Source organism: Klebsiella sp. BIGb0138, from assembly GCF_004342285.1.
GTDB lineage: Bacteria > Pseudomonadota > Gammaproteobacteria > Enterobacterales > Enterobacteriaceae > Klebsiella.
Genome location: NZ_SMCV01000001.1, coordinates 512758 through 536805 on the forward strand (window position 1 = coordinate 512758; position 24048 = coordinate 536805).

Below are 24048 nucleotides of genomic sequence, written 5' to 3' on the forward strand. Positions count from 1 at the left end.
CGCCCTCTTTACAGCGGAGACGCATCCGCGATCGTTACCCTGATATTAACCGCCTTTCCCGCTGCTTTTGCTTCCTCCTGCGCGACAAAACCTCCGTTCAGGCGCGGCATGACATGCTTTTTATCCATCATTCATTAGACAGATAATTATAATCACCTCAATTAAATGATAATGATAACCATTTGCATTTGTTTAATTAGAGGCATAAACTGCCACTCTTTATTTTTTTAGTGTTTTAAACCGGTAATTAACCAACCACTGGTTTTTCATCACTAACATTGTTTTATTTTCGATATCTTTTTAAAAAATAAGGAAATTTCATGGGAAAACGCGCCTTAATCCTCACCTTATCTACGTCGGTTTTTACCGGTTCGACGCTTGCAGAGGGAAAAAATGACAATGAAGAAATTATGGTTGTGTCATCTACAGGGACCGCTGAAAATACTCTCTCCGGATCTGCGTTAAACCGATTCAGAGGGATTGCGAATGCAGATATTTTTTCCTCTGAAACATATATCCAGTCAAATAATATGAGAAATGAGGCGGGTTCGATTGACCCAGGAATCAGGGGACTGCAGGGAGAAGGCCGTGTTCCTGTGTTTATTGACGGCTCGCTGCAGTCGACCCACACGTCAAGAGGCTATCAGGGAACCAGCGACAGAACGTATATCGATCCTGATTTAATCAGCAATATCACCATCAGCAAAGGGGCCTCACAGAATAACAATGCCTTTTCATCCGGCGCCATCGGTGGGGTAATAAATATAAAAACCCTCTCCACGGAGGATATTATCAATCCCGGCAATAACTACGGCTTACTTCTTAAGCTAAGAACGTTCAACAATAACAAAAAACCTGATATCCCTGATGATTACGCGGAGCAGAGCTATTATCGGCTGACGGATAAGCCCCGCGGGTATGATTTTAGAAATGGCTCCGCCACGCTTGCCTTTGGCTTCAGAGATGATACGGTTGATACCGTGCTGGCCTATAGTAAAAGATCCACCGGGAACTATTTTTCAGGGAAAAATGGCTTTAATAAATTCCACGATCCGCTGGTATTTAAAAATGAAGAGGTCGTCAACACTTACTTTGAAAGCGAGTCATTTATTTATAAGCTTGCGATCAACGCGAATGATGATCATCACTTCAACCTTGCGTACCGCAACCATCGTCAGCAGGCCGGTGAAACGTTGGCGGCCTACTGGTATAAAAATGCCAATGACCGTGATTTCGAGCCCCTGCCCGCGGGCGTGGAATCCATGCCGCAATGGAAACCTGGCAGCGCGATTGTGAATGCCTACAGTGCCGGATATACCTATACCCCCGTTGACAACAGGCTGATTAACTTAAATCTGAACTACTGGATAACCGATACAAACTTAAAGCAATATAACGGCCTGTGGGCATTGGGAACCAATGCGCAACAATATCTCCACGCCTATAGTAACAATAAAAATGGTATAGCCATTGTCAATGAAAGCCAGTTCAACATGCTCACGCTCCGCTACGGGTCGTCAACGCAAAAAGAAAAGCTGGCGCCAAAATCTGACGGTCTGACCCGGTTTACCGCCTACCCCACCTCGCGGCATGGTGAGAGAAGGGAAAATGCCCTTTTCGTCAACGGGATGATTGAGAGTGGTCCGCTCCAGGTCAATCTGGGTATTAATTATCATAATTCCGCAGCCCACGATTTTCAGACCCATCAAAGCGTAAAATATCAGGCTAAAGCAGACCTGAGCTCCGAAATAAGCTATGCGCTGACTCCAGACACAACCGTGTTTGTGAAAGCAGCCAGAAACTACAGAATGCCGAGCCTGTATGAAACCACGGTATCAAATGAGATTTTCAGCTATAACCCGGCGGACCCGATCGCGCCAGAAGTCTCCCTGCAAAAAGAAGTTGGGGTTAAGATCCATCACCCGGCTTTATTATCCGCGGAGGATGCTCTTGACCTCTCCCTCTCCTGGTTTAACAGCACGACCAATAACTTTATCTCTCCCGGATTAAAGGATAAAACCGCGGGAATGCCAGCATGGCAGGATAACTTCACGTTTATGAATTATGATCAGCTCGATTTATCCGGAATTGACTTTTCGCTTAAATACAACAGCGAACTGTTCTACTCTGCCATTTCCGCAACGTTGTATAGCAAAACAGCGGTGTGCTCAAACTACTATGCGCAAAAATATAACACCAGCAACTGTAATACCATGGGCTTCGCCTGGGGATTAACGCCCACAAGAATTCCCGCCAAACAAAATATCTCTGTGAATCTGGGGAAAAAATTCCGCAATGAAACCGTCGATGCTGGCATCAGATACAGATATCACTCCGCGAAAACAAACCCTGCAGGATGGCTTGAAGGAACAGCAGCTAACCCGGTTATCGAAATACCTTCCGGGTACCAGATTGATTTGTATGGAGAATATATTTTAAATAAAAATGCGACCTTTTTTGCCGCGGTTAATAATGTCACAGATCGGTATGATATCCAGCCCGGAGCGGTTATCAGCATGCCAGATCCCGGCAGAACAGTGATGCTCGGCGTTGATCTCCGCTTCTGATCGTTCCCCGCCAGAGGCGTTATTCGGCAAGAGGGCGATTTTGCGCCCTCTTGCCTGCCGATGATGCGCTATGAATATTTATCTTCAGGTGGCATGCGCGCCGGCTTTGTTACCCGGCTCATACCTCGAAGAAGTCGACCTCCCCGCCAGCAAGATGATACATGCTGCCAACAATTTTGATTTTCCTTTGTTCTTCCAGCTTTCTCAGCACCGGACTATTTTTTCGAATATTTTCGATTGTCAGCTCGACGTTTTTCCGCGCCACGGCATCAACAAATTCATCATTACTGCCTTGACGTTCACCGCTGTACTCGGTTTTGGCGATGGCCGGTTTAATTTCATCGAGTAAGCCGGTCAGGTTACCTAATTCGGCATTATCGATGGCCCCGCGGACGGCGCCGCAGCGGGTATGCCCCATCACCAGCACCAGTTTCGCGCCGGCGACGGCACAGGCAAACTCCATGCTACCTAACATATCGCGGTTGCTGATATTACCCGCTACCCGAGAGTTAAAGGTTTCACCGATCCCCGCATCCAGAATAATTTCTGCCGGCGCGCGCGAGTCGATACAGCTGAGGATCACCGCCGCCGGGAACTGCCCCGCCAGGCTGCTGCGCTTTTGCTGCAGATAATCGTGCTTAAGCGGGCGGTTTTCCCGGAAGCGCAGATTACCCTGTTTAAAATGTTCAATTACCGCATCCGGCGTCATACCGTCGCGTTCCTCTTTGCTCAAAGAGGCGGCAAAAGAGATCGTCGGTACCGATAAGGCCGCCAGCCCGGTGATGGACAGCGCGGAAAGCGCTAACGTTTGCTTCAGAATAGTACGACGTGAAGGTTCGGCTTGTTGGTTCTGTTTCATAATATCTCTCTATGGACCGGGTTATTCAAATTACGCAGATAATCCCCTGGTAAAGAACAACCAAACTAAAACCACACGATATATAGAGAAATATTTTTGCCCTTTGTTTCAATAATGACGCTCGCAGGGGCAGGTTGTTAATATGAAGAAGCCTTTTTGAAAAGACAATTAACATAATGCGCACAGTTTAAAAACCGTGCGCGAATAAGATGAGAAGTAATAGCGTAATGCCGAATTACCGCGCAGGGGCATTTGACCTTACGCTGACCCGTACGATGGTCGCTTTCTCTGTGATATTCAGCCAGGGGCGGCCATAGACGAAGTTAATATTTCCGCTCCCCTGCTGGACACCTTTAAAGGTAAAGGTTCTTTCCACCGGGCAGCCCGTGGCTCGCTTACCGCAGCTGGCGGGCTGGCGGTAATTCTCGGCGACCAGCATGACCTGCGCGGGTAAGGAACGGAGCATCCACTTGTAGCCGGTACCCGGGATATCCTGCAGCGTAACGGTAAACTGTTCCCCGCCGGAAATACTCTTCTCCGTCACCTGCGCGGAGAGCGCCTGCAGGGAGAAAACCAGACAAAATACCGCCATGCCGGAATTCGTTACGTAGGTGAATGTGTTACGGGACATCCTCTTTTCCTTACTGTATCAATGGTCAAATTTACCCGCGCAATTCTGACACTCCCGCTCAACGTATCACAGGACGAATAGTGCGCTGGTTGAGCTACCATTGCAGAAAAAGAGGGGCGCGGATATCGATAGCCCGATATCCGCGCCGCCCGGGCCGATAATTTACGAAATGTCCATCCGTCTCTTCATGCGGTACACTTTGTGCATCTTGTGCAATGAGGAAGCCATAATAATGTCAACGTTTCCAGCCAGCTTACTGATTCTTAATGGCAAAGGGGCTAATGAGCCACAGCTGCGCGAAGCGATCGCCCTGTTACGCGATGAGGGCCTCGACATTCATGTCCGCGTGACCTGGGAAAAAGGCGATGCCGCCCGGTTTGTCGATGAAGCCCGCCAGCTTAACGTCGGCACGGTGATTGCCGGCGGCGGCGATGGCACAATTAATGAAGTCGCCACGGCGCTAGTGCACAGCGAAAGCCCGGCGGCGCTTGGCATTCTGCCGCTGGGGACCGCCAACGACTTCGCCACCAGCGTGGGCATCCCGCAGGAGCTGGCCAGCGCCCTGAAGCTGGCGATCGTCGGTCGCGATATGCCGATAGACGTTGTCCGGGTCAACGATAAAACCGGTTTTATTAATATGGCCACCGGCGGTTTCGGCACCCGGATCACCAGCGAAACGCCGGAGAAGCTCAAAGCCGCGCTGGGCGGCGTCTCCTACCTGATTCATGGCCTGATGCGTATGGATACCCTCAAGCCCGACCGCTGTGAAATCCGCGGTGAGAACTTTAGCTGGCAGGGCAACGCGCTGGTGATCGGGATCGGCAACGGTCGTCAGGCCGGCGGCGGCCAGCAGCTGTGCCCGCAGGCCTTAATCAACGACGGCCTGCTGCATCTGCGGGTCTTTACCGGTGAAGAGCTGCTGCCCGCGCTGTTCAGCACCCTGGCGGATCCGGATAACTCCCCGAACCTGGTTGACGGCGTGTCATCGTGGTTTGAAATCACCGCCCCGCACGAGATGACCTTTAACCTCGACGGCGAACCGCTGAGCGGTAAGCAGTTCCGCATGGAAATTCTACCGGCCGCCCTGCGCTGCCGTCTGCCGCCGGACTGCCCGCTGCTGAAATGATGCGGCGAGAACAGGAAGTGAGCGCAGAACGAAGAGATTAAAAGACCGTTTACATCTCCAGGGCTTCTGCGCTCACCGATAAGGTCGTTACCCGAGCGCCAGAACGGGTTCAGAGTGCGTCCGCAGCAGCTCCGGTAACGAGTGATGGTGGGCCACAGCGGCGGCGAAACGTGGATGCCGGCAATCTTCAGCAATCACTATCGTGGGGATCCCCGCCGCCTGAGCGGCGCAAAAGCCATGAAAACTGTCTTCGATCGCCAGACACTCCCCGGGAGACCGCCCCAGCTTACCCAGGGTCGACAGATACACCGCCGGATGAGGTTTCCCCCACGCTTCATCATCGGCGCTGGAGACCACGTCAAAGTATGGCCACAGAGCAAGTTTATTCAGTACCGCGGCAATCACCTGCCGGGAAGATGAGGTCGCCAGCGCGATGCTATAGCCCTGAGCGCGAAAGTAGTCTAATGCCTCATGGACGCCGGCCATCGCCTGCCCGTTGGCGGCAATCAGCGCGGTAATACGCTGCAGAATGCGCTGCTCCAGCTGCTGCGGGGCAATCGCCAGCTGGCAATGCCGACACCACACGCGGGCAATCTCGTCCAGACGTTTACCTTTGGTCAGCGTTTCGCACTCCTCCTCGCTGACCTCACCCCCCCAGCTGGCCAGCGCCTCCCTTTGCGCCTGTCGCCACAGGCCTTCCGAATCAATAATCACCCCGTCCATGTCAAAAATGACCGCTTTGATACTCATCATCTACTTCTACCTCTAAACAGGGCTGATATGACGCGCATACCAGCCCGCAGTCTTTAATCAGGAAAACTCAACGCTTTTGCCGGCAGGCGCAGGCTTCAGGGTAAAGCCCGGTTGCTCAACGCGAATGAACGGGCAGATAAAGAAGGCCAGCACATACAGAGCGGTATAGGCCACCACCACGCCGAGGGTGCTGAAGTACGGCAGCAGCACCACCGCAATCGCCGGAGCGAGGAAGTTCGACAGCCCCGCCGACAGGTTGTACACCGAAATCGCCGCCCCTTTATGCTGCGGCTCCAGCGCCGGGAACACCGCCGCCATCGGCACAAACGCCGCGACGAAGATCCCCAGCGCAATCGCCGGCACCAGCGCCATGGCAAAGTTATGCCCGAAGTGCTGCGGGATGTAGTAAAACGCCAGGCTCGACAGCGCCATCCCGACACAGCCAAACCAGCGCACCACTTTCATCCAGCCCAGCTTTTCACCGAGGATCCCCCACAGTACGTTGGAGAAAATGGTGGTAAAGAAGAATGCCGCCCACACCTGGAGCCACTCCGAGGTGGTGAAGCCCAGTTCATCGACGAACATCAGCGGCATGATCACCGCAAAGCCGAACAGCGACAGGGTGTTGATAATGCGCACCATGCTGGAGAGCAGAATATTGCGGTTGGTGTAGAGCAGCGTCGCCGCGCGCCCCAGTTCGGCAAACTTCTCGCGGGTGGTGAGGTTTTGCATATGGCGCGGCGTTTGAATATTGCGCAGCGACGCCAGAGCGATGATGCCGCCGGTGACGCAGAACGCCAGGGCCAGCCACAGGGTGCCCAGTTCGCCAATATGCGGGATGGTGAAGCTGGGGATATAGCTGCCGAACACGCCAATACCGATCGAGTACACCGCCCAGAACCAGCCCAGCGCCGAGCTGGCGCCGTCGCTTCTGACGTTATGCACAATGGCGACGATGAAGGAGTAAAGGAACAGCGGATAGGCCAGACCGCGAATGCCGTAGAACAGCAGGATCAGCGGATAGTTGGCGTGGCCGAGACCGAAGACGAGGAACAGCACATGGAACACGCACCACAGCACAAAGCCGATGAGCATCGTTTTCTGCGGGGTGATAATTTCGGCCACCACGCCGGAGACCCATGCCGCCAGCGCGGCGGCGAGGCCATACAGGGTAAAGGCGAAAGAGGCCTGGGCCGGGGTAAAGCCCAGCTCCTTAATATAGTGCGACAGGAAAGCCAGCTCAAAGCCGTCGCCGGTCATAAACACGGCGATGGCGATGTATCCCCATATCAGATTCAGCGGCAGACCGAACCACTGTTTATTATTTACGGACATAATGACCTCGTTTTCAGGGTACAGGTACGGGAAGACACTCCGGTGCGGGCACCGGAGGACTTTTTCTTATTAAAATGCGTGATGTCGGTAATTCAGGTCGTTGCGATACAGCGCCTTAAATTGCGCATAGCGCTGCATCAGGGGGCGATGGCGTTCAGGCGCGGCGCGCCAGGTTTGATAGACCTCCGGTTTTTCACACACCGCGGCGAGCGGTTTCCCTGCCGCCAGACAGGCCAGCCGCGCCGCCCCCAGCGCCCCGCCGGTTTCACCGCCTTTATGCGTCACCACCGGCATATCGAGAATATCCGCCAGCAGCTGCGCCCAGAATGGGCTCCGCGCCCCGCCGCCGACCAGCGAGCAGCGTTCAATGCGGGTACCGCTCTCCTTCAGAACCTGCAGTCCATCGTTGATGCCGAAGCTCACCCCTTCAAGCACCGCATAGCCCAGCTGCGCCCGCAGGCTGGAGTGGGTCATCCCCCAGAACATACCGCGCGCATCCGGATCGTTATGCGGCGTGCGTTCCCCGGAAAGATACGGCAGGAAGAATGGCGCATTGGCTTTCTCTTCCGCGCTAAGCTGGGCAATCTCCTCCAGCAGCGCGACTTCGGTGGTACTGGTTAAACGACAGAACCACTGCAGGCAGCTGGCGGCGCTGAGCATCACGCTCATCTGATGCCACAGGTTGGGTAAGACGTGGCAGAAGGCGTGTACCGCCGACTGCGGCGCCGGACGATAAGCATCGGTCACCACGAACAGGACGCCAGAGGTCCCCAGCGAGATAAAAGCATCCCCCGGTGACACCGCCCCGACGCCAATCGCGCTCACCGCGTTATCCCCGCCGCCGCCGGCCACCACCGCCGAGGCATTTAATCCCCAGCGGGCCGCCACCTGCGGGTCGAGGGTTGCGGAAATGTCGCAGCCTTCAACCAGCGCCGGCATATGGCTGCGCGACAGGCCGCATTTATCCAGCAGCGCATCGGACCAGTCGCGCTTCGCCACGTCCAGCCACAGCGTGCCGGCCGCATCCGACATGTCGGAGATTTTTGTGCCGGTCATTTTGTAGCGCAGGTAATCCTTCGGCAGCATCACCGTTGCCGTACGCTGAAAGTTTGCCGGTTCGTGGCGGCGCACCCACAGCAGTTTCGGCGCGGTGAATCCCGGCATCGCCAGGTTTCCGGCAACCTGATGCAGTTCGGGGGCCATCTCTTCCAGCTCACGACACTCCTCGGCGCAGCGGGTGTCATTCCACAGAATGGCCGGACGAATCACTTCCCCGTGGCTATCCAGCATCACCGCGCCGTGCATCTGCCCGGAGAGGCCTATCGCCTTGATCGCCGACCAGCGATCGCCGCATTTTTCCCGCAGGATGGTCATCAGATATTCCGTGGCTTCCCACCATGCCTGCGGCGCCTGTTCTGACCAGTGAGGATGGGGCCGCTGAATAGTCAGCGGCGCGCTATGGCTGGCGACAACCTCATAATTCTCATCAATGACCAGCGCTTTGACTTCCGAGGTACCGAGATCGATCCCTAAGTACATAGCCACCTCTTACTTAATCAGCGTGTAGACGGCAGCAATCTTCTCGCGCAGCAGCGCCAGAAAATCGTCACGTTCTGTCAGAGAGCCAAACAGCGCCCGGTCTTTGGCATAGCGGGCAATCGGATCGCTGGATTCAAACATGGCATGTACCGCCTGGGCATCGAGGATGCCGTCCTGGTACTCATACGGCAGCGTGCCCTTGTGCCACTGCTCCATAAAGACAAAGAACAGCGCTGGCAGCATGGCGGTCGCTTCCGGGCGGGCGCCGCGCTGGTAGCACTCCTGCAACGTCGGGGCGATCATCGCCGGGATTTTTGAGAAACCATCCGCCGCCACCCGCTGGTTAGTGTCCTGGATATACGGGTTGGTAAAGCGTTTAAGCACCACATCGCGATAGGTGGCGAGATCGATACCGTTATCGCCGAGGCAAGGAATGACATCTTCGCTGACGTAACGGTCGGCGATGGCGTAGATGAAATCGGTCAACGTGCTTTCGTGGATATACTGCTGGCCGATCAGGGTGCCTGCCCACGCAATGCAGCTGTGCGAGGCATTCAGAATGCGAATTTTCGCCTCTTCGTAAGGGATAACCGACTCGACCATCTCAACGCCCACGGCCTCCAGGTTCGGACGCACGTCGCGGAAATTGTCCTCAACCACCCACTGAATAAAGGTTTCCCCCATCACCGGCGCTTTATCATCAATGCCGGTTTGCGCTTTGATGCGCGCGGGCAGATCGGCCGCCGGGCGCGGCGTGATGCGGTCAACCATGGTGTTTGGACAGGTCGCATTGGCCGCCAGCCACGCGATAACCTCGTGTTTGCCGGTGAGCTGCAGGAACTCCACCAGCCCGTCGTGAAAGCGCTCGCCGTTGTGGCGGACGTTATCGCAGTTGAGCAGAGTCAGCGGCCCGGCGTTATCCGCCATGCGTTTTTCAAGAATACGCGCGAGGGTGCCGTATATCGTTTTGCAGTCGCCCTGCAGGTCGCTGATAAGATCCGGGTTGCTGGTCTCCAGCTTATGGCTGGTATTCAGGTAGTAGCCCCCTTCTGTCACGGTGAAGGCGATCACTTTGGTCTGCGGGTTCGCCCCTTCCGCAATCAGCGGCTGCAGCCCTTTCTGCCACGGCAGCAGTTTTTGAATCGAGGCGATCTCTTCGTATTCGCGCTCGCCTTCCGGGCTGACGGTTTCCAGCACGTAGCGCCCGTTCTGGGCGGCCAGCGCCTGCACCACCTGTTCAGCATCCGGGCGAATATTGCCCGCGGCGATATGCCAGCGCTTATCGCCGGAGGCAATCAGCCGGTGCAGATACCACGCCTGATGCGCACGATGAAAAGAACCCAGACCGATGTGAAGCCATGTGAATTGCTGATTCATATTCTGATCTCCTTGAGTGATGTGACTCACTGTAGATGATCATTTGACCCAAATAAGAGCCATAGATCACAAAAGAGCAATTACCCAATAAAATTACAAATGACCAGAGGAGAGCGAAAGCTTGCCAGAATGCTAAACCGCAGCGAGAATGCGGCTATACCCTAAAATTCGGGTCGCAGGCCGAATTAACGCCGGCCAGGGAGAGTATCCCGGGGTGACCGCACATGTGAGGCAGGGAATCGTGAGTAAAGAAGATGACATCAGGCTGGATCAGAAGGTCCGCGCCGCGTGGATGTACTACATCGCCGGTCTCAACCAAAGCGAGATCGCCAGCCAGCTGGGTACCTCAAGGCCGGTGGTCCAGCGGCTGATCGCCGCCGCCAAAGAGGAAGGAATTGTCTCGATTGGCCTGCATCACCCGGTGGCCAACTGCCTCGACTACGCCCAGCTGCTGCAGGAAAAATACCGGCTGATCGACTGCAATATCGTTCCCGCCTATAGCGAAGAGAGCACCCTCGACAGCGTCTCGTTTGGCTGTTACCAGCTGATGGCCCGCTATCTGCAGGACGATAAGGTGAAGATCATCGGAATCGGCTCCGGGTTGACGCTGAAAAAAACCATGCAGCGGATCGACTTTGACAGCCTGAATACGCGCTGCGTGGCCCTGATTAGCGCCATGGACGCCGACGGACAGTGTAACTACTACGACGATGTCCCCCTGCTGCTGGCGCGAAAAATTCAGGCCAAATATTACCAATGGCCGGCGCCGCGCTACGCGCAAACGAGGGATGAACATGAAATGTGGTGCACCAGCCGCCTGTTCCGCAACGTGTCAGGCGTGGCCCAGCAGGCGGATGTGATTTTCGTCGGCATCGGCCCGCTGGGCACCCACAGCCCGATCTTCAAAGACGGCTTTATCAACCAGGCGCAGCTGGACGAGCTGACCGCGCGCGGGGGGATTGGCGAAATCCTGGGCCGCTTCATTGATGCCGACGGCGGCGTGGTGGCGAGCGATATCAACCGGATGATCACCAGCTATGATATTCGCCAGAATCAGTGCCCGCGCATAGCGGTGGCCTGCGGAGAATATAAACGCCCGGCGATTCTGGCGGCGCTAAAAGGCGGCTGGATCAACGGGCTGGTGACCGATGAACACACCGCCCGCTGGCTGTTGACGCGCTAGCGGCAGCCTGCGCTGCCGCCGGGGAGCGTCTCAGATAGGGTCGCGGCTACCGATCAGCAGCGGCGGAATTTCGACCCGCTGTTGACTGACATCGCCGGAATCAATAATGCTAAACACCGCTTCGAGCATCGCCGGGACATTCTGCTGCACCATGTCAATATCGTGCCCCAGCAGGTAAACAAAGGGGTCCCAGTCAAAACAGCCCATCGGCGGCTGCTCGGTGCCGGTTAACCCCAGCTGCGCCAGCCACCTGACCACCCCTTCGAGGGAAATCGTCGAGTTAACGAACAGCCCCTGCAGGTGCTCATCCGGGGTGCTGAACCGGGCCTGCATACAGGCCTCCACTTTCCCCTTCGAGTAACCGGGGGCCAGCACGTTCTCGTCGGGTACGTTTAAACCGCGCTCGCGGTGCGCATCGCGAAAACCGCGCAGACGCTCGTGGGTGTTGTGATCGCTGCTGCGTCCGCCGACAAAGGTCAGCGGCGCCAGTTTGCCGTAACGCCTGACGCTGTTGTCGAGGATCTTATCGGTCAGCGCTTTCGCTCCGGCGTAGTTGTCCGAGATCACCGAAGGGGCAAGGGAACCCGGCAGGTCGAGATTGACGGTAGGAACGCCCGCCAGCTGGCACAGTTCGGCGATCTTATCCGGGTTGGTCGCCCCGGTCGCCACCACCCAGTCCACCTGCCAGGAGAGCATCGCCTTCACCGCTTCGATCTCCAGCTCCGGGCGGCGGCGGGTGCAGGTGATGATCGGCAGCAGACCGCGCTCGCGCGCCATCTCTTCAAAGCTTTCCGCAACCGAGCCGAAGTAACGGTTATCGTATTTGGGAACAATCATGCCGATCACATGGGATTTTTTACTGCGCAGCATGCTGGCCTGGCGGTTGACCGCATAGCCCTGCTCTTCCGCAATCCGCGTGACCTTTTCCGCAAGTTTTGCGCTGATGCGGCGTTTTTTCCAGTTGCCATTGAGGATCGCGCTCACCGCGCTGGCCGAGACGCCGGATAATTCCGCCAGATCGTAGATAGTGATTTTTTTCATTTTCCCAACTTGCGTCACAAATTCATTTCGCTGTTAATTTCCCCACTTGCTCAATCGATGAAGCTGGCGCAACATTAGCTTCATCGATTGAGCAACCATTATGCTCTATGGCCTGTTTAGCCACTCATCGCTCAATTTACAGCGCATTGAAATAAATGATGCTGATATTCAAAACCTTAACAATATTTTGTGCATAACATCAACGCTGGCCCATGCTTATCGAGGACCAGATCGACTGCCCAAAACAGACTCAATGAAGGATTATAAAATGAACCACTCCGTATCCTCTATGAATACTTCTCTCCATGGTAAAGTAGCCGCCGTCACCGGCGCAGCGTCCGGTATCGGCCTCGAATGCGCCAGGACCCTGCTCTCCGCGGGCGCCAAAGTGGTGCTGATCGACCGCGAAGGCGAAAAGTTAAAGAAGATTGTCGCTGAACTCGGCGACAACGCCTTCGCCCTGCAGGTTGACTTAATGCAGGCCGACCAGGTCGACAACCTGCTGGCCGGCATTCTGAACCTCGCCGGGGGGCTGGACATTTTCCATGCCAACGCCGGCGCCTATATCGGCGGGCCGGTGGCCGAAGGCGACCCGGACGTCTGGGATCGCGTCCTCCATCTCAACACCAACGCCGCCTTCCGCTGCGTGCGTAGCGTGCTGCCGCACCTGATCGCGCAAAAATCCGGCGACATCATCTTCACCAGCTCCATCGCCGGCGTGGTGCCGGTTATCTGGGAACCGATCTACACCGCCTCAAAATTTGCCGTGCAGGCGTTTGTGCACACCACCCGCCGCCAGGTTTCGCAGTATGGCGTCCGCGTCGGCGCCGTTCTGCCAGGCCCGGTGGTCACCGCCCTGCTCGACGACTGGCCGAAAGAAAAAATGGAAGAGGCGCTGGCGAACGGCAGCCTGATGCAACCGATCGAGGTCGCGGAGGCGGTGCTGTTTATGGTGACGCGCTCGAAAAACGTGACCGTACGCGATCTCGTCATCCTGCCTAACAGCGTGGATCTCTGACCCTTCAACCCGGCAGGCTTAAGGATGCTTTATGAATGACGATACACAAACCATTATTGGCGTCGATGTTGGCTCAGGCAGCGTACGTGCCGGCATCTTCAACCTTAACGGTGAACTCCTCGCCCACGCCACGCGGGAAATCACGCTGTTTCGCAGCGCGGGAAACGTGGTGGAACAATCCAGCCGCGAGATTTGGCAGGCGGTGTGCGAGTGCATTAAAACCGCGGTAGCCCACTCCGGCGCATCGCCGTCTTCGGTTGCCGGGATTGGTTTCGATGCCACCTGTTCGCTGGTGGTGGTCGGCGAAAACGCGACGCCGCTGGCCGTCGGGCCTTCCGAGGATGCGGATCGCGACATCATCGTCTGGATGGATCACCGCGCCAGCGGCCAGGCGGAAAAGATTAACGCCACCGGACATGCGGTGCTGCAGTACGTCGGCGGGACGATCTCGCCGGAGATGGAAACGCCGAAAATACTGTGGCTCAAGGAGAACCGGCCGCATATCTACGCGCAGGCGCAGCACTTTTTCGACCTTGCGGATTACCTGACCTGGCGCGCCACCGGCGACTTAGCCCGCTCGGTATGTACCGTCACCTGCAAATGGACCTATCTGGCGCATGAAAAGCGCTGGGATGCCGATTATTTCCGCCAGATTGGCCTTGGCGACCTGGCCGACGACGGTTTTGCCCGTATCGGCCAACGTATTGTCGACCCGGGAACCCCCTGCGGTCAGGGTCTCTCCGCCGCCGCCGCGCAGGAGATGGGCCTGCCGGTCGCTACGCCGGTAGCGGTCGGAATGATTGATGCCCACGCCGGCGGCATCGGCACCGTCGGCGTCCTCAATGGCGCGGTCAGCAATATGGCCTATGTCTTCGGCACCTCCTCCTGCACCATGACCACCACCCCGGATGCCGTCTTCGTGCCCGGCGTCTGGGGACCTTACTATTCCGCCATGGTGCCGGGGCTGTGGCTCAGCGAAGGGGGGCAAAGCGCGGCGGGCGCCGCTATCGACCAGCTGTTAAGCTTCCATCCCGCCGCCGCGCAGGCGCGCGAACTGGCCCAGGCGGCGGGCGTACCGCTGCCGGTATATCTCGCTGACCGGGTGCTGGCTCAGGTGGGCGATCCCTCGGCGGCCGTCAACCTCGCCGCCGGGCTCCACGTGGTGCCGGAGTTCTTAGGCAACCGCGCCCCGCTGGCCGACCCGGACGCCAAAGCGGTTATTGCCGGGTTAGGCATGGAGCGGGATCTGGATAATCTGATAGCGCTCTATGTCGCGGGGCTATGCGGAATCGGCTACGGCCTGCGGCAGATTCTGGATGCGCAGAGCGCCTGCGGGATTAAAAGCGAAAACATCGTCATCAGCGGCGGCGCCGGGCAACATCCGCTGGTCCGCCAGCTGCTGGCCGATGCCTGCGGGATGACCATCGTGAGCACCCTGTGTCGCGAACCGGTGCTGCTGGGTTCGGCAATTCTTGGCGCCGTCGCCGGCCAGGTTTGCGCTTCGCTGCCGGAAGCCATGCAACAATTTACCCGGGTGGATAAAACCTACCGCTGTGCGACGCATGTTCAGCCGCTGCATCAACGCCGCTACGAGGCTTATCTGGCGCTACAGCAAACCGCCCGGCTGATCCGGGAATAACCGCCCGCTCCGACCGTTGTAAGCATAAAAACCCTCCGGTGCCCGCACCGGAGTGGTCTTCTGTACCCTGAAAACGAGGTTATTATGTCCGTAAATAATAAACAGTGGTTCGGTCTGCCGCTGAATCTGCTATGGGGATACATCGCCATCGCCGTATTTATGACCGGCGACGGCTTTGAGCTGGCTTTCCTGTCGCACTATATCAAGGAGCTGGGCTTTACCCCGGCCCAGGCCTCTTTCGCCTTTACCCTGTATGGCCTCACCGCCGCGCTGGCGGCATGGGTCTCCGGCGTGGTGGCCGAAATTATCACCCCGCAGAAAACGATGCTCATCGGCTTCGTGCTGTGGTGCGTGTTCCATGTACTGTTCCTCGTCTTCGGTCTCGGCCACGCCAACTATCCGCTGATCCTGCTGTTCTACGGCATTCGCGGCCTGGCCTATCCGCTGTTCCTTTACTCCTTCATCATCGCCATTGTGCATAACGTCAGAAGCGACGGCGCCAGCTCGGCGCTGGGCTGGTTCTGGGCGGTGTACTCGATCGGTATTGGCGTGTTCGGCAGCTATATCCCCAGCTTCACCATCCCGCATATTGGCGAACTGGGCACCCTGTGGCTGGCCCTGGCGTTCTGCGTCGCCGGCGGCATCATCGCTGTCCTGTCGCTGCGTAACGTCGAAACGCCGCGCCATATGCAAAACCTCACCACCCGCGAGAAGTTTGCCGAACTGGGGCGCGCGGCGACGCTGCTCTACACCAACCGCAATATTCTGCTCTCCAGCATGGTGCGCATTATCAACACCCTGTCGCTGTTCGGTTTTGCGGTGATCATGCCGCTGATGTTCGTCGATGAACTGGGCTTCACCACCTCGGAGTGGCTCCAGGTGTGGGCGGCGTTCTTCTTCACCACCATTTTCTCTAACGTTTTCTGGGGGATCGTGGCGGAGAAAATGGGCTGGATGAAAGTGGTGCGCTGGTTTGGCTGTGTTGGGATGGCGCTGTCAAGTCTGGCGTTTTACTACATCCCGCAGCACTTCGGGCATAACTTTGCCATGGCGCTGGTGCCGGCGATTGCGCTGGGGATCTTCGTCGCGGCGTTTGTGCCGATGGCGGCGGTGTTCCCGGCGCTGGAGCCGCAGCATAAAGGGGCGGCGATTTCGGTGTACAACCTGTCGGCGGGGCTGTCGAACTTCCTCGCTCCGGCGATTGCGGTGGTGCTGCTGCCGTACTTCAGCACCCTCGGCGTGGTGGTGGCCTATACCGCTCTGTACGTGCTGGCCTTCTTTATCTGCCCGTTCATTCGCGTCGAACAGCCGGGCCTGGCGCGCCAGACAACCGCCGCGCAGTTGACTGCCCGCATCTCCGGAACATAAAAACCCCTCTCGTCACAGAGTCATGCTGGCCACTGAAGAAGGCGGCCAGCCCCTCTGCTGTGCTTGCATGATCGTTGCTGAAAAAAACGTTCAGCAACGATATAGCTACAGAGCGGCCACGGGCTGGCAGCGCGGGGGTTAAGGCGCGTCAGGAAAACTGGCGGGAACGCAGGCGCGCATCCAGGACTGGCCGCCAGGACGGCGGCCAGAGCGGCAGGTCGAGACAGGGACGTTGAGTCCTGCCCGGTCCGCCAGATGAAGCCGGAGTGGAGCGCACCGCGTAGCGGCAGTTTTCAGCGCAATGCGGGGGTCATGGGGGCGGGCGAAACGCCCCCATGCCGTTCACACGCAGAGGGTGTGAGAAAAGTGATGGATCCACCGTGAACGGAATATTCCACAGGACATACATTCTACGGCACTCGCTGCACGGCCCCCTTTTCGCCCAAACCACCGTTAACGCGAAATCCCCTGCTTAACGGCGACGTCAGGTACAGGCTCACCTGCCAGATAGGTTGAGAACCAGGCTGAACAGCATAAAAAATCCGTAATCACGGCGTGGTTACGGATTCTTATGTCGCCACAGCGGCGAGCGATGCATCCTTAAACGGGCGGCACTACCTCGTCACAGAAGAGTTGTCGCCACGTTCTTTCGACTCAGGCAATGGTGACTTTGCCGTCGAGATAGACATCCTGCACGGCGTTAATCAGTTTCACGCCGTCGCTCATCGATTTCTTAAAGGCTTTACGCCCGAGAATCAGCCCCATCCCGCCGGCACGTTTGTTGATCACCGCCGTGCGGACCGCGTCCGTCAGGTCAGTTTCCCCACCCGCCGCGCCGCCGGAGTTAATCAACCCGGCACGCCCCATATAGCAGTTCGCCAGCTGGTAACGGACCAGATCGATCGGGTTATCAGAGGTCAGTTTGCTATAAACGCGATCGTCGGTGTAGCCAAAGTTCACCGCTTTATAGCCGCCGTTGTTTTCCGCCATTTTCTGCTTCACGATATCGGCACCGATGGTCGCCGCCAGGTGGTTGGCCTGACCGGTTAGATCGGCAGAGACATGGTAATCAACGCCATCTTTCTTAAACGCCGGGTTACGCAGATAGGCCCACAGAACCGTGACCAGCCCCAGTTCATGCGCACGTTCAAACGCCGCGGAGATCTCTTCAATCTGACGGCGGGACTCTTCTGAACCAAAATAAATGGTCGCCCCCACCGCCACCGCGCCCATATTAAAGGCCTGCTCAACGCTGGCGTACAGCGTCTGATCGAAGGTGTTCGGGTAGCTCAGGGTCTCGTTATGATTTAACTTCACGAGGAACGGAATGCGGTGCGCATAGCGACGCGATACCGAGGCCAGCACGCCATAGGTCGACGCCACGCAGTTACACCCGGCTTCAATAGCCAGCTCGACGATATTTTTCGGATCAAAGTAGAGCGGGTTGGCGGCAAACGATGCGCCGGCCGAGTGTTCCACGCCCTGGTCAACCGGCAGGATCGAGAGATATCCGGTACCTGCCAGGCGCCCCGTGTTATACAGGGTCTGCATATTACGCAGCACCGCCGGCGGACGATTGTTATCCACCATTACCCGGTCGACGTAGTCCGCTCCCGGTAAATAGAGTTGTTCAGCTGGAATGGTCATACAACGGTGCTGTAAAAGGCTGTCGGCATCTTTGCCAAGCAACTGCGTAATATCAGTCATAGCAATAACTCCCGTAAGTGCCAGCTGAGCTGGCCATGAATGTCCTGTGCCCGATTTTTAAGGCAACACTAAGCCTGGTCTTCTGAGCCTGATTTTTCCAGCCGATTCGTGCGCTTTTAAGCACATTCCGCTGGCACGATTCAGGTATAAAAAAGTGTTAAGTCGCTCATGAAACACCCTCAAAGGTATTTAAAAGGTATTATTAAATGGTAGTGTGCAGATGTACCTTACCTGTCATGAAGGATTTAAAGATGAAAACTACAGTGAAGCTGTCGTTCATGATGTTCGTGGAGTGGTTTATCTGGGGCGCGTGGTTTGTGCCCCTGTGGCTATGGCTGAGTAAAAACGGCTTCAGCGCCGGGGAAATTGGCTGGTCGTATGCCTGTACCGCCATTGCGGCGATCCTTTCGCCGATCCTCGTCGGCTCGCTGACCGACCGCTTCTTCCCGGCGCAGAAAGTGCTGGCGGTGCTGATGTTCGCCGGGGCCATTTTGATGTATTTCGCCGCGCAACAGACCGCCTTCCACGGCTTCTTCCCGCTGCTGCTGGCCTACTCGCTGACCTACATGCCGACCATCGCCCTGACTAACAGCATCGCCTTTTCCCATGTGCCGGACGTCGAGCGCGACTTCCCGCGCATCCGGGTGATGGGCACCATTGGCTGGATTGGCTCCGGTCTGGTATGCGGTTTCCTGCCACAAATGCTGGGCTACAACGATATTTCCCCGACCAGCGTTCCCTTACTGATCGCCGCCGCCAGCTCCGCGCTGCTGGGCGTTTTCGCGCTGTTCCTGCCGGATACCCCGCCAAAGAGCACCGGCAAACTGAACCTGAAAGTGATGCTCGGTCTGGACGCGCTGGTACTGCTGCGCGACAAAAACTTCCTCGTCTTTTTCTTCTGCTCGTTCCTGTTTGCGATGCCGCTGGCGTTCTACTACATCTTCGCCAACGGCTATCTGACCGAAGTCGGGATGCGCAACGCCACCGGCTGGATGACCCTCGGCCAGTTCTCCGAAATCTTCTTTATGCTGGCGCTGCCGTTCTTTACCAAGCGCTTTGGTATTAAAAAGGTATTATTACTTGGTCTGGTAACGGCAGCGATTCGCTACGGCTTTTTCGTCTATGGCGGCGCAGAGCATTACTTTACCTACGGCCTGCTTTTCCTCGGTATCCTGCTGCACGGGGTAAGCTACGATTTTTACTACGTGACCGCCTATATCTACGTTGACAAAAAAGCGCCGGTGCAAATGCGCAACGCCGCCCAGGGCCTGATCACCCTGTGCTGTCAGGGATTCGGCAGCCTGCTCGGCTATCGTCTTGGCGGCGTGATGATGGAAAAAATGTTCGCCTACCCGCAACCCGTGAACGGCCTGACCTTCAACTGGGCGGGAATGTGGACCTTCGGCGCCGTGATGATCGCGGTGATTGCCGTGCTGTTTATGCTGTTCTTCCGCGAATCGGATAGAGAAATTACCGCCATCCCCGTCGACGGCGACAAAGGCGACATGGCGATGACACATGAGGAAGTGAAATGAAACACCAAAGAATTCTTGGGGCTCTGTACGGCCAGGCGTTAGGCGATGCGATGGGGATGCCATCAGAGCTGTGGCCACGTACTCGCGTGAAAGCGCACTTTGGCTGGATTGACCGCTTTTTACCCGGCCCGGCGGAAAACAACGCCGCCTGCTACTTCAAACGGGCGGAGTTTACCGACGACACCTCGATGGCGCTGTGTCTGGCCGACGCGCTGATCGAATGCGAGGGCGAAATCGTCCCGGACGCGATCGGCCGCCATATTCTGGCGTGGGCGGAAGGCTTTGACGCATTCAACAAAAACGTACTTGGCCCGACCTCAAAAATTGCGTTGAACGCCATTCGCGATGGCCAACCGGTGAGCGCGCTGGAAAACAACGGCGTCACCAACGGCGCGGCGATGCGCGTCTCCCCGCTGGGCTGCATGCTGCCTGGTGCGGATCTGGACGCCTTTATTGACGCGGTTGCGCTGGCCTCCAGCCCGACGCACAAATCCGATCTGGCGATCGCCGGGGCGGTGGCTATCGGCTGGGCGGTTTCCCGGGCGATTGATGGCGCGAGCTGGCGCAACATTGTCGATGCGCTGCCCGCCGTCGCCCGCCGGGCCCAGGAAAAACGCGTCACCACCTTCAGCGCCTCTCTGGCGATGCGTATCGAGCTGGCGCTGAAAACGGTACGCGAGGCCAACGGGGTGGAGTCCGCCTGCGAGCGGCTTTATCAACTGGTCGGCGCCGGCACCAGCACGCTTGAATCCGTCGCCTGCGCGATCGCGATGGTCGAACTGGCGGGCACCGACCCAAACCGCTGCGCCATTCTGTGCGCCAACCTGGGCGGCGATACCGACACCATCGGCGCGATGGCCACCGCTATCTGCGGCGCGCTGCACGGCATTGACGCCATCGATCCGCCGTTGAAACAGGAGCTGGACGAGGTGAACCAGCTGGACTTTGACCGCTATGCCAGCGCCCTGCTGCGCTATCGCCACCAGCGGGAGGCACGATGCTGATCGACACACTAAGCCAGCTCCGTCAGCAGCGCCCGGTAACGGTCATCGGTTCAGCGGTCATTGACGTCATCGCCGACGCCTACGCTCTGCCCTGGCGCGGCTGCGATATCGAATTACAGCAGCAAAGCGTCAATATTGGCGGCTGCGCGCTGAACGTGGCGGTGGCGCTGAAACGCCTCGGCATCGACGCCTGCAACGCCCTGCCCCTCGGCCAGGGGATATGGGCCGATATTGTGCGCAACAACCTGAATCGTCAGGGCATTCACAGCATTATTGCCACTGACAAAGGCGATAACGGCTGGTGCCTGGCGCTGGTCGAACCGGATGGCGAACGCACCTTTATGTCCTTTACCGGCGTGGAAAACGCGTGGGATGACGACTGGCTGGCTCGTCTGCCGCGCACGGCGGGCAGTCTGGTCTATCTTTCCGGCTATCAGCTCACCGCCCCGTGCGCCGGGAAACTGATTAGCTGGCTGGAAACCTCCCCTGAGGTGACGGCGTTGATCGACTTCGGACCGCGTATTGCCGACGTCGCACCGACGATCTTCACCCGCATAATGGCCTGTCAGCCGATCGTCACGCTCAACCGTCAGGAAGCGGAAATTGTCGCCGGACAGCAGCAATTCCCGGCGGAGACGGAACAGCTGGGGAAAGCCTGGCTCGAACGCTGGAACGCGCCGCTGATTGTGCGTCAGGATAAAGACGGGGCGTGGTATTTCAGCGCGGCGGAATGCGGACAGGCGGCGGCCTTTCCCACGACGGTGGTCGATACCATTGGCGCTGGCGACAGCCACGCCGGCGGCGTGCTGGCCGGATTAGCCGCCGGCTGGCCGCTGGCACAAGCGGTGACGCTGGGGAACGCGGTGGCATCGTGGGTGGTCAGCCACCGCGGCGGCGACTGCGCCCCCACCCGTGAAGCACTACTCCTCGCACACAAAGACGTATAAATCGCTGCGGCAGTAGCTGATGCTGTACTCAATCGGCCGCTGCTGCTGATCCAGCGCCACCTGTTTAATCACCAGCACCGGAATTTTGTCATCCATTTTAATGTGCGACTGAAACTCAGCGTCCGGCATCCGGGCGCTGACTCTTGAGCGCGTGCGCTGCGGGTAAATATGCTGGCTGCGGAAATAATCATACAAAGAAATACCGATATCTTCGGCGTCGGCGATCAGATGCGCCGGCACCCACGACTCTTCGATGGACACCGCCTCTTCATCGACATAGCGGATGCGCTTGAGCAAAAACACTTCGCTTTTCGGCTCCAGCGCCAGCTGTTCGGCCACTTCCTGCGGACATTCCACCACCCGCTTGTTCACCCATAGCGTGTCCGGTTTTTTACCGCGCAACACCACCTGCTGGGAAAATCCGCGCGCCTCTTTCAGCGAATATTCAAAGATGTTGTTGATTTGCGTGCCATAGCCGCGCGCACGGGTCACCACCCCTTCGTCTTCCAGCATCTGCATCGCCTTACGCACGGTGATGCGCGACACCCCCGTCAGCTGGCTGAGATCGCGCTCGCCGGGCAGGATATTGCCATGCTCAAGCCAGCCGCTGCGCACCGCGTTTTTCACCGTTTCGGCGAATTTCAGGTACAGCGGCGTGTGATCGGCAGCGGCGATGCGCTCATTCAGTTGGGCGAGAAGCCGGGTATGCGCTTGTTCCATCTGTGGTTTTCCTGGCTGACAGTTTCAGCCATTATACGCTAAATCATTCAGGTTGCGCTCAGGCGGCAACCTGAAGTCTCACGCGTCCAGACTACCACCACGCGTGGAAATGATGCACCGGGCCGATACCGTGGCCAACCTCCAGTGAATCCGCCTGCGCCAGCGCCGCGGAGAGCCAGCTCTTGGCCTCGGCGACCGTCTGCCCCCAGTCGGCATAGCGCGGGCGCAGCGCCGCTAATGCCGCCGACAGCGTGCAGCCGGTGCCATGGGTATTTTTGGTGTTGACCCTCGGCGCGGTGAAACGCTGCTCGCCTTCGCGGGTAAACAGCCAGTCCGGGCTTTCAGCGTTAGTAAGATGCCCGCCTTTCATCAGCACCGCGCCGCAGCCCATTGCCAGCAGCGCGCGCCCCTGCTCCAGCATCTCTTTTTCACTCTGCGCATGCGGGGCATCGAGCAGCGCCGCCGCTTCCGGCAGATTCGGCGTGATCAGCGATACCCGCGGCAGCAGGCGCGTGCGTAACGTCGCCACCGCCGACGCTGACAGCAGCGGGTCGCCGCTTTTCGCCAGCATCACCGTATCCAGCACCACGTTGTCAATCTGATAGCGTGCCAGGCGCTCCGCCACGGCTTCGACAATATCCGTTTCCGCCAGCATGCCGATTTTGGTGGTATCGATGCGTACATCGCTGAACACCGAATCCAGCTGAGCGGCGACAAAATCGGGTTCGATGCGATACACCGACTGTACGCCGCGGGTGTTCTGCGCCACCAGGGCGGTGATCACCGAGCAGCCATAGGCGCCGAGCGCCGAGAAGGTTTTCAGATCGGCCTGGATCCCCGCGCCGCCGCTGGGATCGGTGCCGGCAATAGTTAAGGCATTGATGCGTTTCATGGTTTTATCTCCCCGTACAGGGCATCCAGCAGTGCCGGGGTAAAGCTCCCCGGGCCGCCCTGCCGCGCTGCCTGACCGCCCGCCTGTTTCATCAGGCCACAGGCGGCCGCGACGTTTTCCAGACGGTCCCCCGGCAGCGCGGCGCTGGCCGCCACGACCGCCGAGAGCGCGCAGCCGGTACCCACCACCCGGGTCATCAGGGGGTCGCCGCCGGTCACCATCCGCGTACGCTGCCCGTCGGTGACGTAATCCACCTCGCCGGTCACCGCGACAACGCTATTGAGCTGACGCGCCAGCGCCTGGGCGGCAGGAAGTGCCGCCGCTGCGGTATCGGTGGTATCGACGCCGCGTCCGCCGGCGCTCATACCGGCCAGCGCCATGATCTCGGAGGCGTTGCCGCGAATGGCGGCCGGGTGCAGTCTCAGCAGTTCATGGCAAAACTCAGTGCGCAGCGTTAATGCGCCGACCGCCACCGGATCCAGCGCCCACGGCTTACCCGCCCGCTGGGCGCTATGTACCGCCGCCCGCATGGCGGTCGCCCGTTCGACAGTTAAGGTACCGACGTTAATCAATAGCCCATCGGCGATGGCGGCAAATTGGCTCGCCTCTTGCGGATCGATAACCATCGCCGGCGAGGCGCCGATCGCCAGCAGCACGTTGGCGGTAAAGGTCTGCACCACATCATTGGTCATGCAGTGAACAAGGGGGGCGTGGCGGCGAAAGAGATGTTGCAGGTGCGCAATATGCGCGGGATTGAGTGGCTCAGCTTGCATCGTTTGCTCCAGCCAGGCGATGAAGAAGCAACGA

The 24048-nt window shown here is 57.9% G+C and carries 20 protein-coding genes; 9 read left to right on the forward strand and 11 right to left on the reverse strand.

Annotation, left to right across the window (positions count from 1 at the left end):
* The first annotated feature begins 320 nt into the window (after positions 1-320).
* Positions 321-2567: a TonB-dependent receptor gene (locus EDF73_RS02440; RefSeq protein ID WP_132725337.1), complete on the forward strand. Its 2247-nt coding sequence runs from the start codon at positions 321-323 to the stop codon at positions 2565-2567.
* 118 nt (positions 2568-2685) lie between these two features.
* On the opposite strand, the gene EDF73_RS02445 is transcribed toward EDF73_RS02440, so the two are convergent.
* A complete protein-coding gene (locus EDF73_RS02445; protein WP_132725340.1) occupies positions 2686-3426 on the reverse strand; it encodes a carbonic anhydrase in 741 nt (246 codons plus the stop codon).
* Positions 3427-3661: 235 nt separating this feature from the next.
* On the reverse strand, positions 3662-4057 hold the full coding sequence (locus EDF73_RS02450; protein WP_132725343.1) for a protease inhibitor I42 family protein: 396 nt from the start codon (positions 4055-4057) through the stop codon (positions 3662-3664).
* Between the two features lie 232 nt (positions 4058-4289).
* Between EDF73_RS02450 and yegS the strand changes: the two genes are divergently transcribed.
* Complete coding sequence (gene yegS, locus EDF73_RS02455) at positions 4290-5183, forward strand: lipid kinase YegS (protein WP_132725346.1); 894 nt, start codon at positions 4290-4292, stop codon at positions 5181-5183.
* 87 nt (positions 5184-5270) lie between these two features.
* Here yegS and hxpB read toward each other — a convergent pair whose 3' ends face one another.
* From hxpB to dalD, 4 genes are all read right to left on the reverse strand, one after another.
* Positions 5271-5933: a hexitol phosphatase HxpB gene (hxpB, locus tag EDF73_RS02460; RefSeq protein ID WP_132726280.1), complete on the reverse strand. Its 663-nt coding sequence runs from the start codon at positions 5931-5933 to the stop codon at positions 5271-5273.
* A gap of 60 nt (positions 5934-5993) precedes the next feature.
* Positions 5994-7271, reverse strand: coding sequence for an RbtT/DalT/CsbX family MFS transporter (locus EDF73_RS02465; protein WP_132725349.1), 1278 nt, complete (start codon positions 7269-7271; stop codon positions 5994-5996).
* Positions 7272-7340: 69 nt separating this feature from the next.
* Positions 7341-8810 (reverse strand): xylulokinase, encoded by a 1470-nt coding sequence (gene xylB, locus EDF73_RS02470; protein ID WP_132725352.1) that lies wholly within the window; start codon positions 8808-8810, stop codon positions 7341-7343.
* A 9-nt stretch (positions 8811-8819) separates the two neighbouring features.
* Positions 8820-10187 (reverse strand): D-arabinitol 4-dehydrogenase, encoded by a 1368-nt coding sequence (dalD, locus tag EDF73_RS02475; protein WP_132725354.1) that lies wholly within the window; start codon positions 10185-10187, stop codon positions 8820-8822.
* Between the two features lie 241 nt (positions 10188-10428).
* On the opposite strand from dalD, the gene EDF73_RS02480 reads away from it, so the two are divergent.
* Entirely contained in the window at positions 10429-11370 is a 942-nt protein-coding gene (locus EDF73_RS02480) for a sugar-binding transcriptional regulator (RefSeq protein WP_132725357.1), read from the forward strand.
* 30 nt (positions 11371-11400) lie between these two features.
* Here the strand turns inward: EDF73_RS02480 and EDF73_RS02485 are convergent, their stop codons facing one another.
* Positions 11401-12411 (reverse strand): LacI family DNA-binding transcriptional regulator, encoded by a 1011-nt coding sequence (locus tag EDF73_RS02485; protein ID WP_132725360.1) that lies wholly within the window; start codon positions 12409-12411, stop codon positions 11401-11403.
* A gap of 268 nt (positions 12412-12679) precedes the next feature.
* On the opposite strand from EDF73_RS02485, the gene EDF73_RS02490 reads away from it, so the two are divergent.
* From EDF73_RS02490 to EDF73_RS02500, 3 genes are all read left to right on the forward strand, one after another.
* Entirely contained in the window at positions 12680-13429 is a 750-nt protein-coding gene (locus EDF73_RS02490; protein ID WP_165905626.1) for an SDR family oxidoreductase, read from the forward strand.
* Positions 13430-13460: 31 nt separating this feature from the next.
* Positions 13461-15068: an FGGY-family carbohydrate kinase gene (locus EDF73_RS02495; RefSeq protein ID WP_132725362.1), complete on the forward strand. Its 1608-nt coding sequence runs from the start codon at positions 13461-13463 to the stop codon at positions 15066-15068.
* Positions 15069-15152: 84 nt separating this feature from the next.
* Positions 15153-16436: an RbtT/DalT/CsbX family MFS transporter gene (locus EDF73_RS02500; protein ID WP_132725365.1), complete on the forward strand. Its 1284-nt coding sequence runs from the start codon at positions 15153-15155 to the stop codon at positions 16434-16436.
* A 654-nt stretch (positions 16437-17090) separates the two neighbouring features.
* On the opposite strand, the gene fbaB is transcribed toward EDF73_RS02500, so the two are convergent.
* Positions 17091-18143, reverse strand: a complete 1053-nt coding sequence (gene fbaB / locus EDF73_RS02505) for a class I fructose-bisphosphate aldolase (protein ID WP_132725368.1) — start codon at positions 18141-18143, stop codon at positions 17091-17093.
* A 251-nt stretch (positions 18144-18394) separates the two neighbouring features.
* On the opposite strand from fbaB, the gene EDF73_RS02510 reads away from it, so the two are divergent.
* From EDF73_RS02510 to EDF73_RS02520, 3 genes are read left to right on the forward strand one after another with little or no spacing between them, the layout of a single operon-like run.
* A complete protein-coding gene (locus tag EDF73_RS02510) occupies positions 18395-19678 on the forward strand; it encodes a nucleoside permease (RefSeq protein ID WP_132725371.1) in 1284 nt (427 codons plus the stop codon).
* Positions 19675-20682 (forward strand): ADP-ribosylglycohydrolase family protein, encoded by a 1008-nt coding sequence (locus tag EDF73_RS02515; RefSeq protein WP_132725373.1) that lies wholly within the window; start codon positions 19675-19677, stop codon positions 20680-20682. Before EDF73_RS02510 ends, EDF73_RS02515 begins: the two co-directional genes overlap by 4 nt.
* Positions 20676-21629 (forward strand): PfkB family carbohydrate kinase, encoded by a 954-nt coding sequence (locus EDF73_RS02520; protein WP_132725374.1) that lies wholly within the window; start codon positions 20676-20678, stop codon positions 21627-21629. The genes EDF73_RS02515 and EDF73_RS02520 overlap by 7 nt, the downstream gene beginning before the upstream one ends.
* Here EDF73_RS02520 and EDF73_RS02525 read toward each other — a convergent pair.
* From EDF73_RS02525 to thiM, 3 genes are all read right to left on the reverse strand, one after another.
* Positions 21603-22349 carry a GntR family transcriptional regulator gene (locus EDF73_RS02525; RefSeq protein WP_132725376.1) on the reverse strand — a complete coding sequence of 249 codons (747 nt, stop codon included), beginning with the start codon at positions 22347-22349 and terminating at the stop codon, positions 21603-21605. The genes EDF73_RS02520 and EDF73_RS02525 overlap by 27 nt on opposite strands.
* Positions 22350-22440: 91 nt before the next feature.
* Positions 22441-23241 (reverse strand): bifunctional hydroxymethylpyrimidine kinase/phosphomethylpyrimidine kinase, encoded by an 801-nt coding sequence (gene thiD / locus EDF73_RS02530; protein ID WP_132725378.1) that lies wholly within the window; start codon positions 23239-23241, stop codon positions 22441-22443.
* Positions 23238-24014, reverse strand: coding sequence for a hydroxyethylthiazole kinase (gene thiM / locus EDF73_RS02535; protein WP_132725380.1), 777 nt, complete (start codon positions 24012-24014; stop codon positions 23238-23240). Before thiM ends, thiD begins: the two co-directional genes overlap by 4 nt.
* Positions 24015-24048 lie beyond the last annotated feature (34 nt).

What these genes read in the sequence shown, in the direction of transcription:
- dalD (WP_132725354.1), bottom strand. Translation starts at nt 10,187, where the DNA reads ATGAATCAGCAATTCACATGGCTTCACATCGGTCTGGGTTCTTTTCAT.
- xylB (WP_132725352.1), bottom strand. Translation starts at nt 8,810, where the DNA reads ATGTACTTAGGGATCGATCTCGGTACCTCGGAAGTCAAAGCGCTGGTC.
- EDF73_RS02500 (WP_132725365.1), top strand. Translation starts at nt 15,153, where the DNA reads ATGTCCGTAAATAATAAACAGTGGTTCGGTCTGCCGCTGAATCTGCTA.
- EDF73_RS02490 (WP_165905626.1), top strand. Translation starts at nt 12,680, where the DNA reads ATGAACCACTCCGTATCCTCTATGAATACTTCTCTCCATGGTAAAGTA.
- thiM (WP_132725380.1), bottom strand. Translation starts at nt 24,014, where the DNA reads ATGCAAGCTGAGCCACTCAATCCCGCGCATATTGCGCACCTGCAACAT.
- yegS (WP_132725346.1), top strand. Translation starts at nt 4,290, where the DNA reads ATGTCAACGTTTCCAGCCAGCTTACTGATTCTTAATGGCAAAGGGGCT.
- EDF73_RS02510 (WP_132725371.1), top strand. Translation starts at nt 18,395, where the DNA reads ATGAAAACTACAGTGAAGCTGTCGTTCATGATGTTCGTGGAGTGGTTT.
- fbaB (WP_132725368.1), bottom strand. Translation starts at nt 18,143, where the DNA reads ATGACTGATATTACGCAGTTGCTTGGCAAAGATGCCGACAGCCTTTTA.
- EDF73_RS02495 (WP_132725362.1), top strand. Translation starts at nt 13,461, where the DNA reads ATGAATGACGATACACAAACCATTATTGGCGTCGATGTTGGCTCAGGC.
- thiD (WP_132725378.1), bottom strand. Translation starts at nt 23,241, where the DNA reads ATGAAACGCATCAATGCCTTAACTATTGCCGGCACCGATCCCAGCGGC.
- EDF73_RS02440 (WP_132725337.1), top strand. Translation starts at nt 321, where the DNA reads ATGGGAAAACGCGCCTTAATCCTCACCTTATCTACGTCGGTTTTTACC.
- EDF73_RS02450 (WP_132725343.1), bottom strand. Translation starts at nt 4,057, where the DNA reads ATGTCCCGTAACACATTCACCTACGTAACGAATTCCGGCATGGCGGTA.
- hxpB (WP_132726280.1), bottom strand. Translation starts at nt 5,933, where the DNA reads ATGAGTATCAAAGCGGTCATTTTTGACATGGACGGGGTGATTATTGAT.
- EDF73_RS02465 (WP_132725349.1), bottom strand. Translation starts at nt 7,271, where the DNA reads ATGTCCGTAAATAATAAACAGTGGTTCGGTCTGCCGCTGAATCTGATA.
- EDF73_RS02485 (WP_132725360.1), bottom strand. Translation starts at nt 12,411, where the DNA reads ATGAAAAAAATCACTATCTACGATCTGGCGGAATTATCCGGCGTCTCG.
- EDF73_RS02525 (WP_132725376.1), bottom strand. Translation starts at nt 22,349, where the DNA reads ATGGAACAAGCGCATACCCGGCTTCTCGCCCAACTGAATGAGCGCATC.
- EDF73_RS02445 (WP_132725340.1), bottom strand. Translation starts at nt 3,426, where the DNA reads ATGAAACAGAACCAACAAGCCGAACCTTCACGTCGTACTATTCTGAAG.
- EDF73_RS02515 (WP_132725373.1), top strand. Translation starts at nt 19,675, where the DNA reads ATGAAACACCAAAGAATTCTTGGGGCTCTGTACGGCCAGGCGTTAGGC.
- EDF73_RS02520 (WP_132725374.1), top strand. Translation starts at nt 20,676, where the DNA reads ATGCTGATCGACACACTAAGCCAGCTCCGTCAGCAGCGCCCGGTAACG.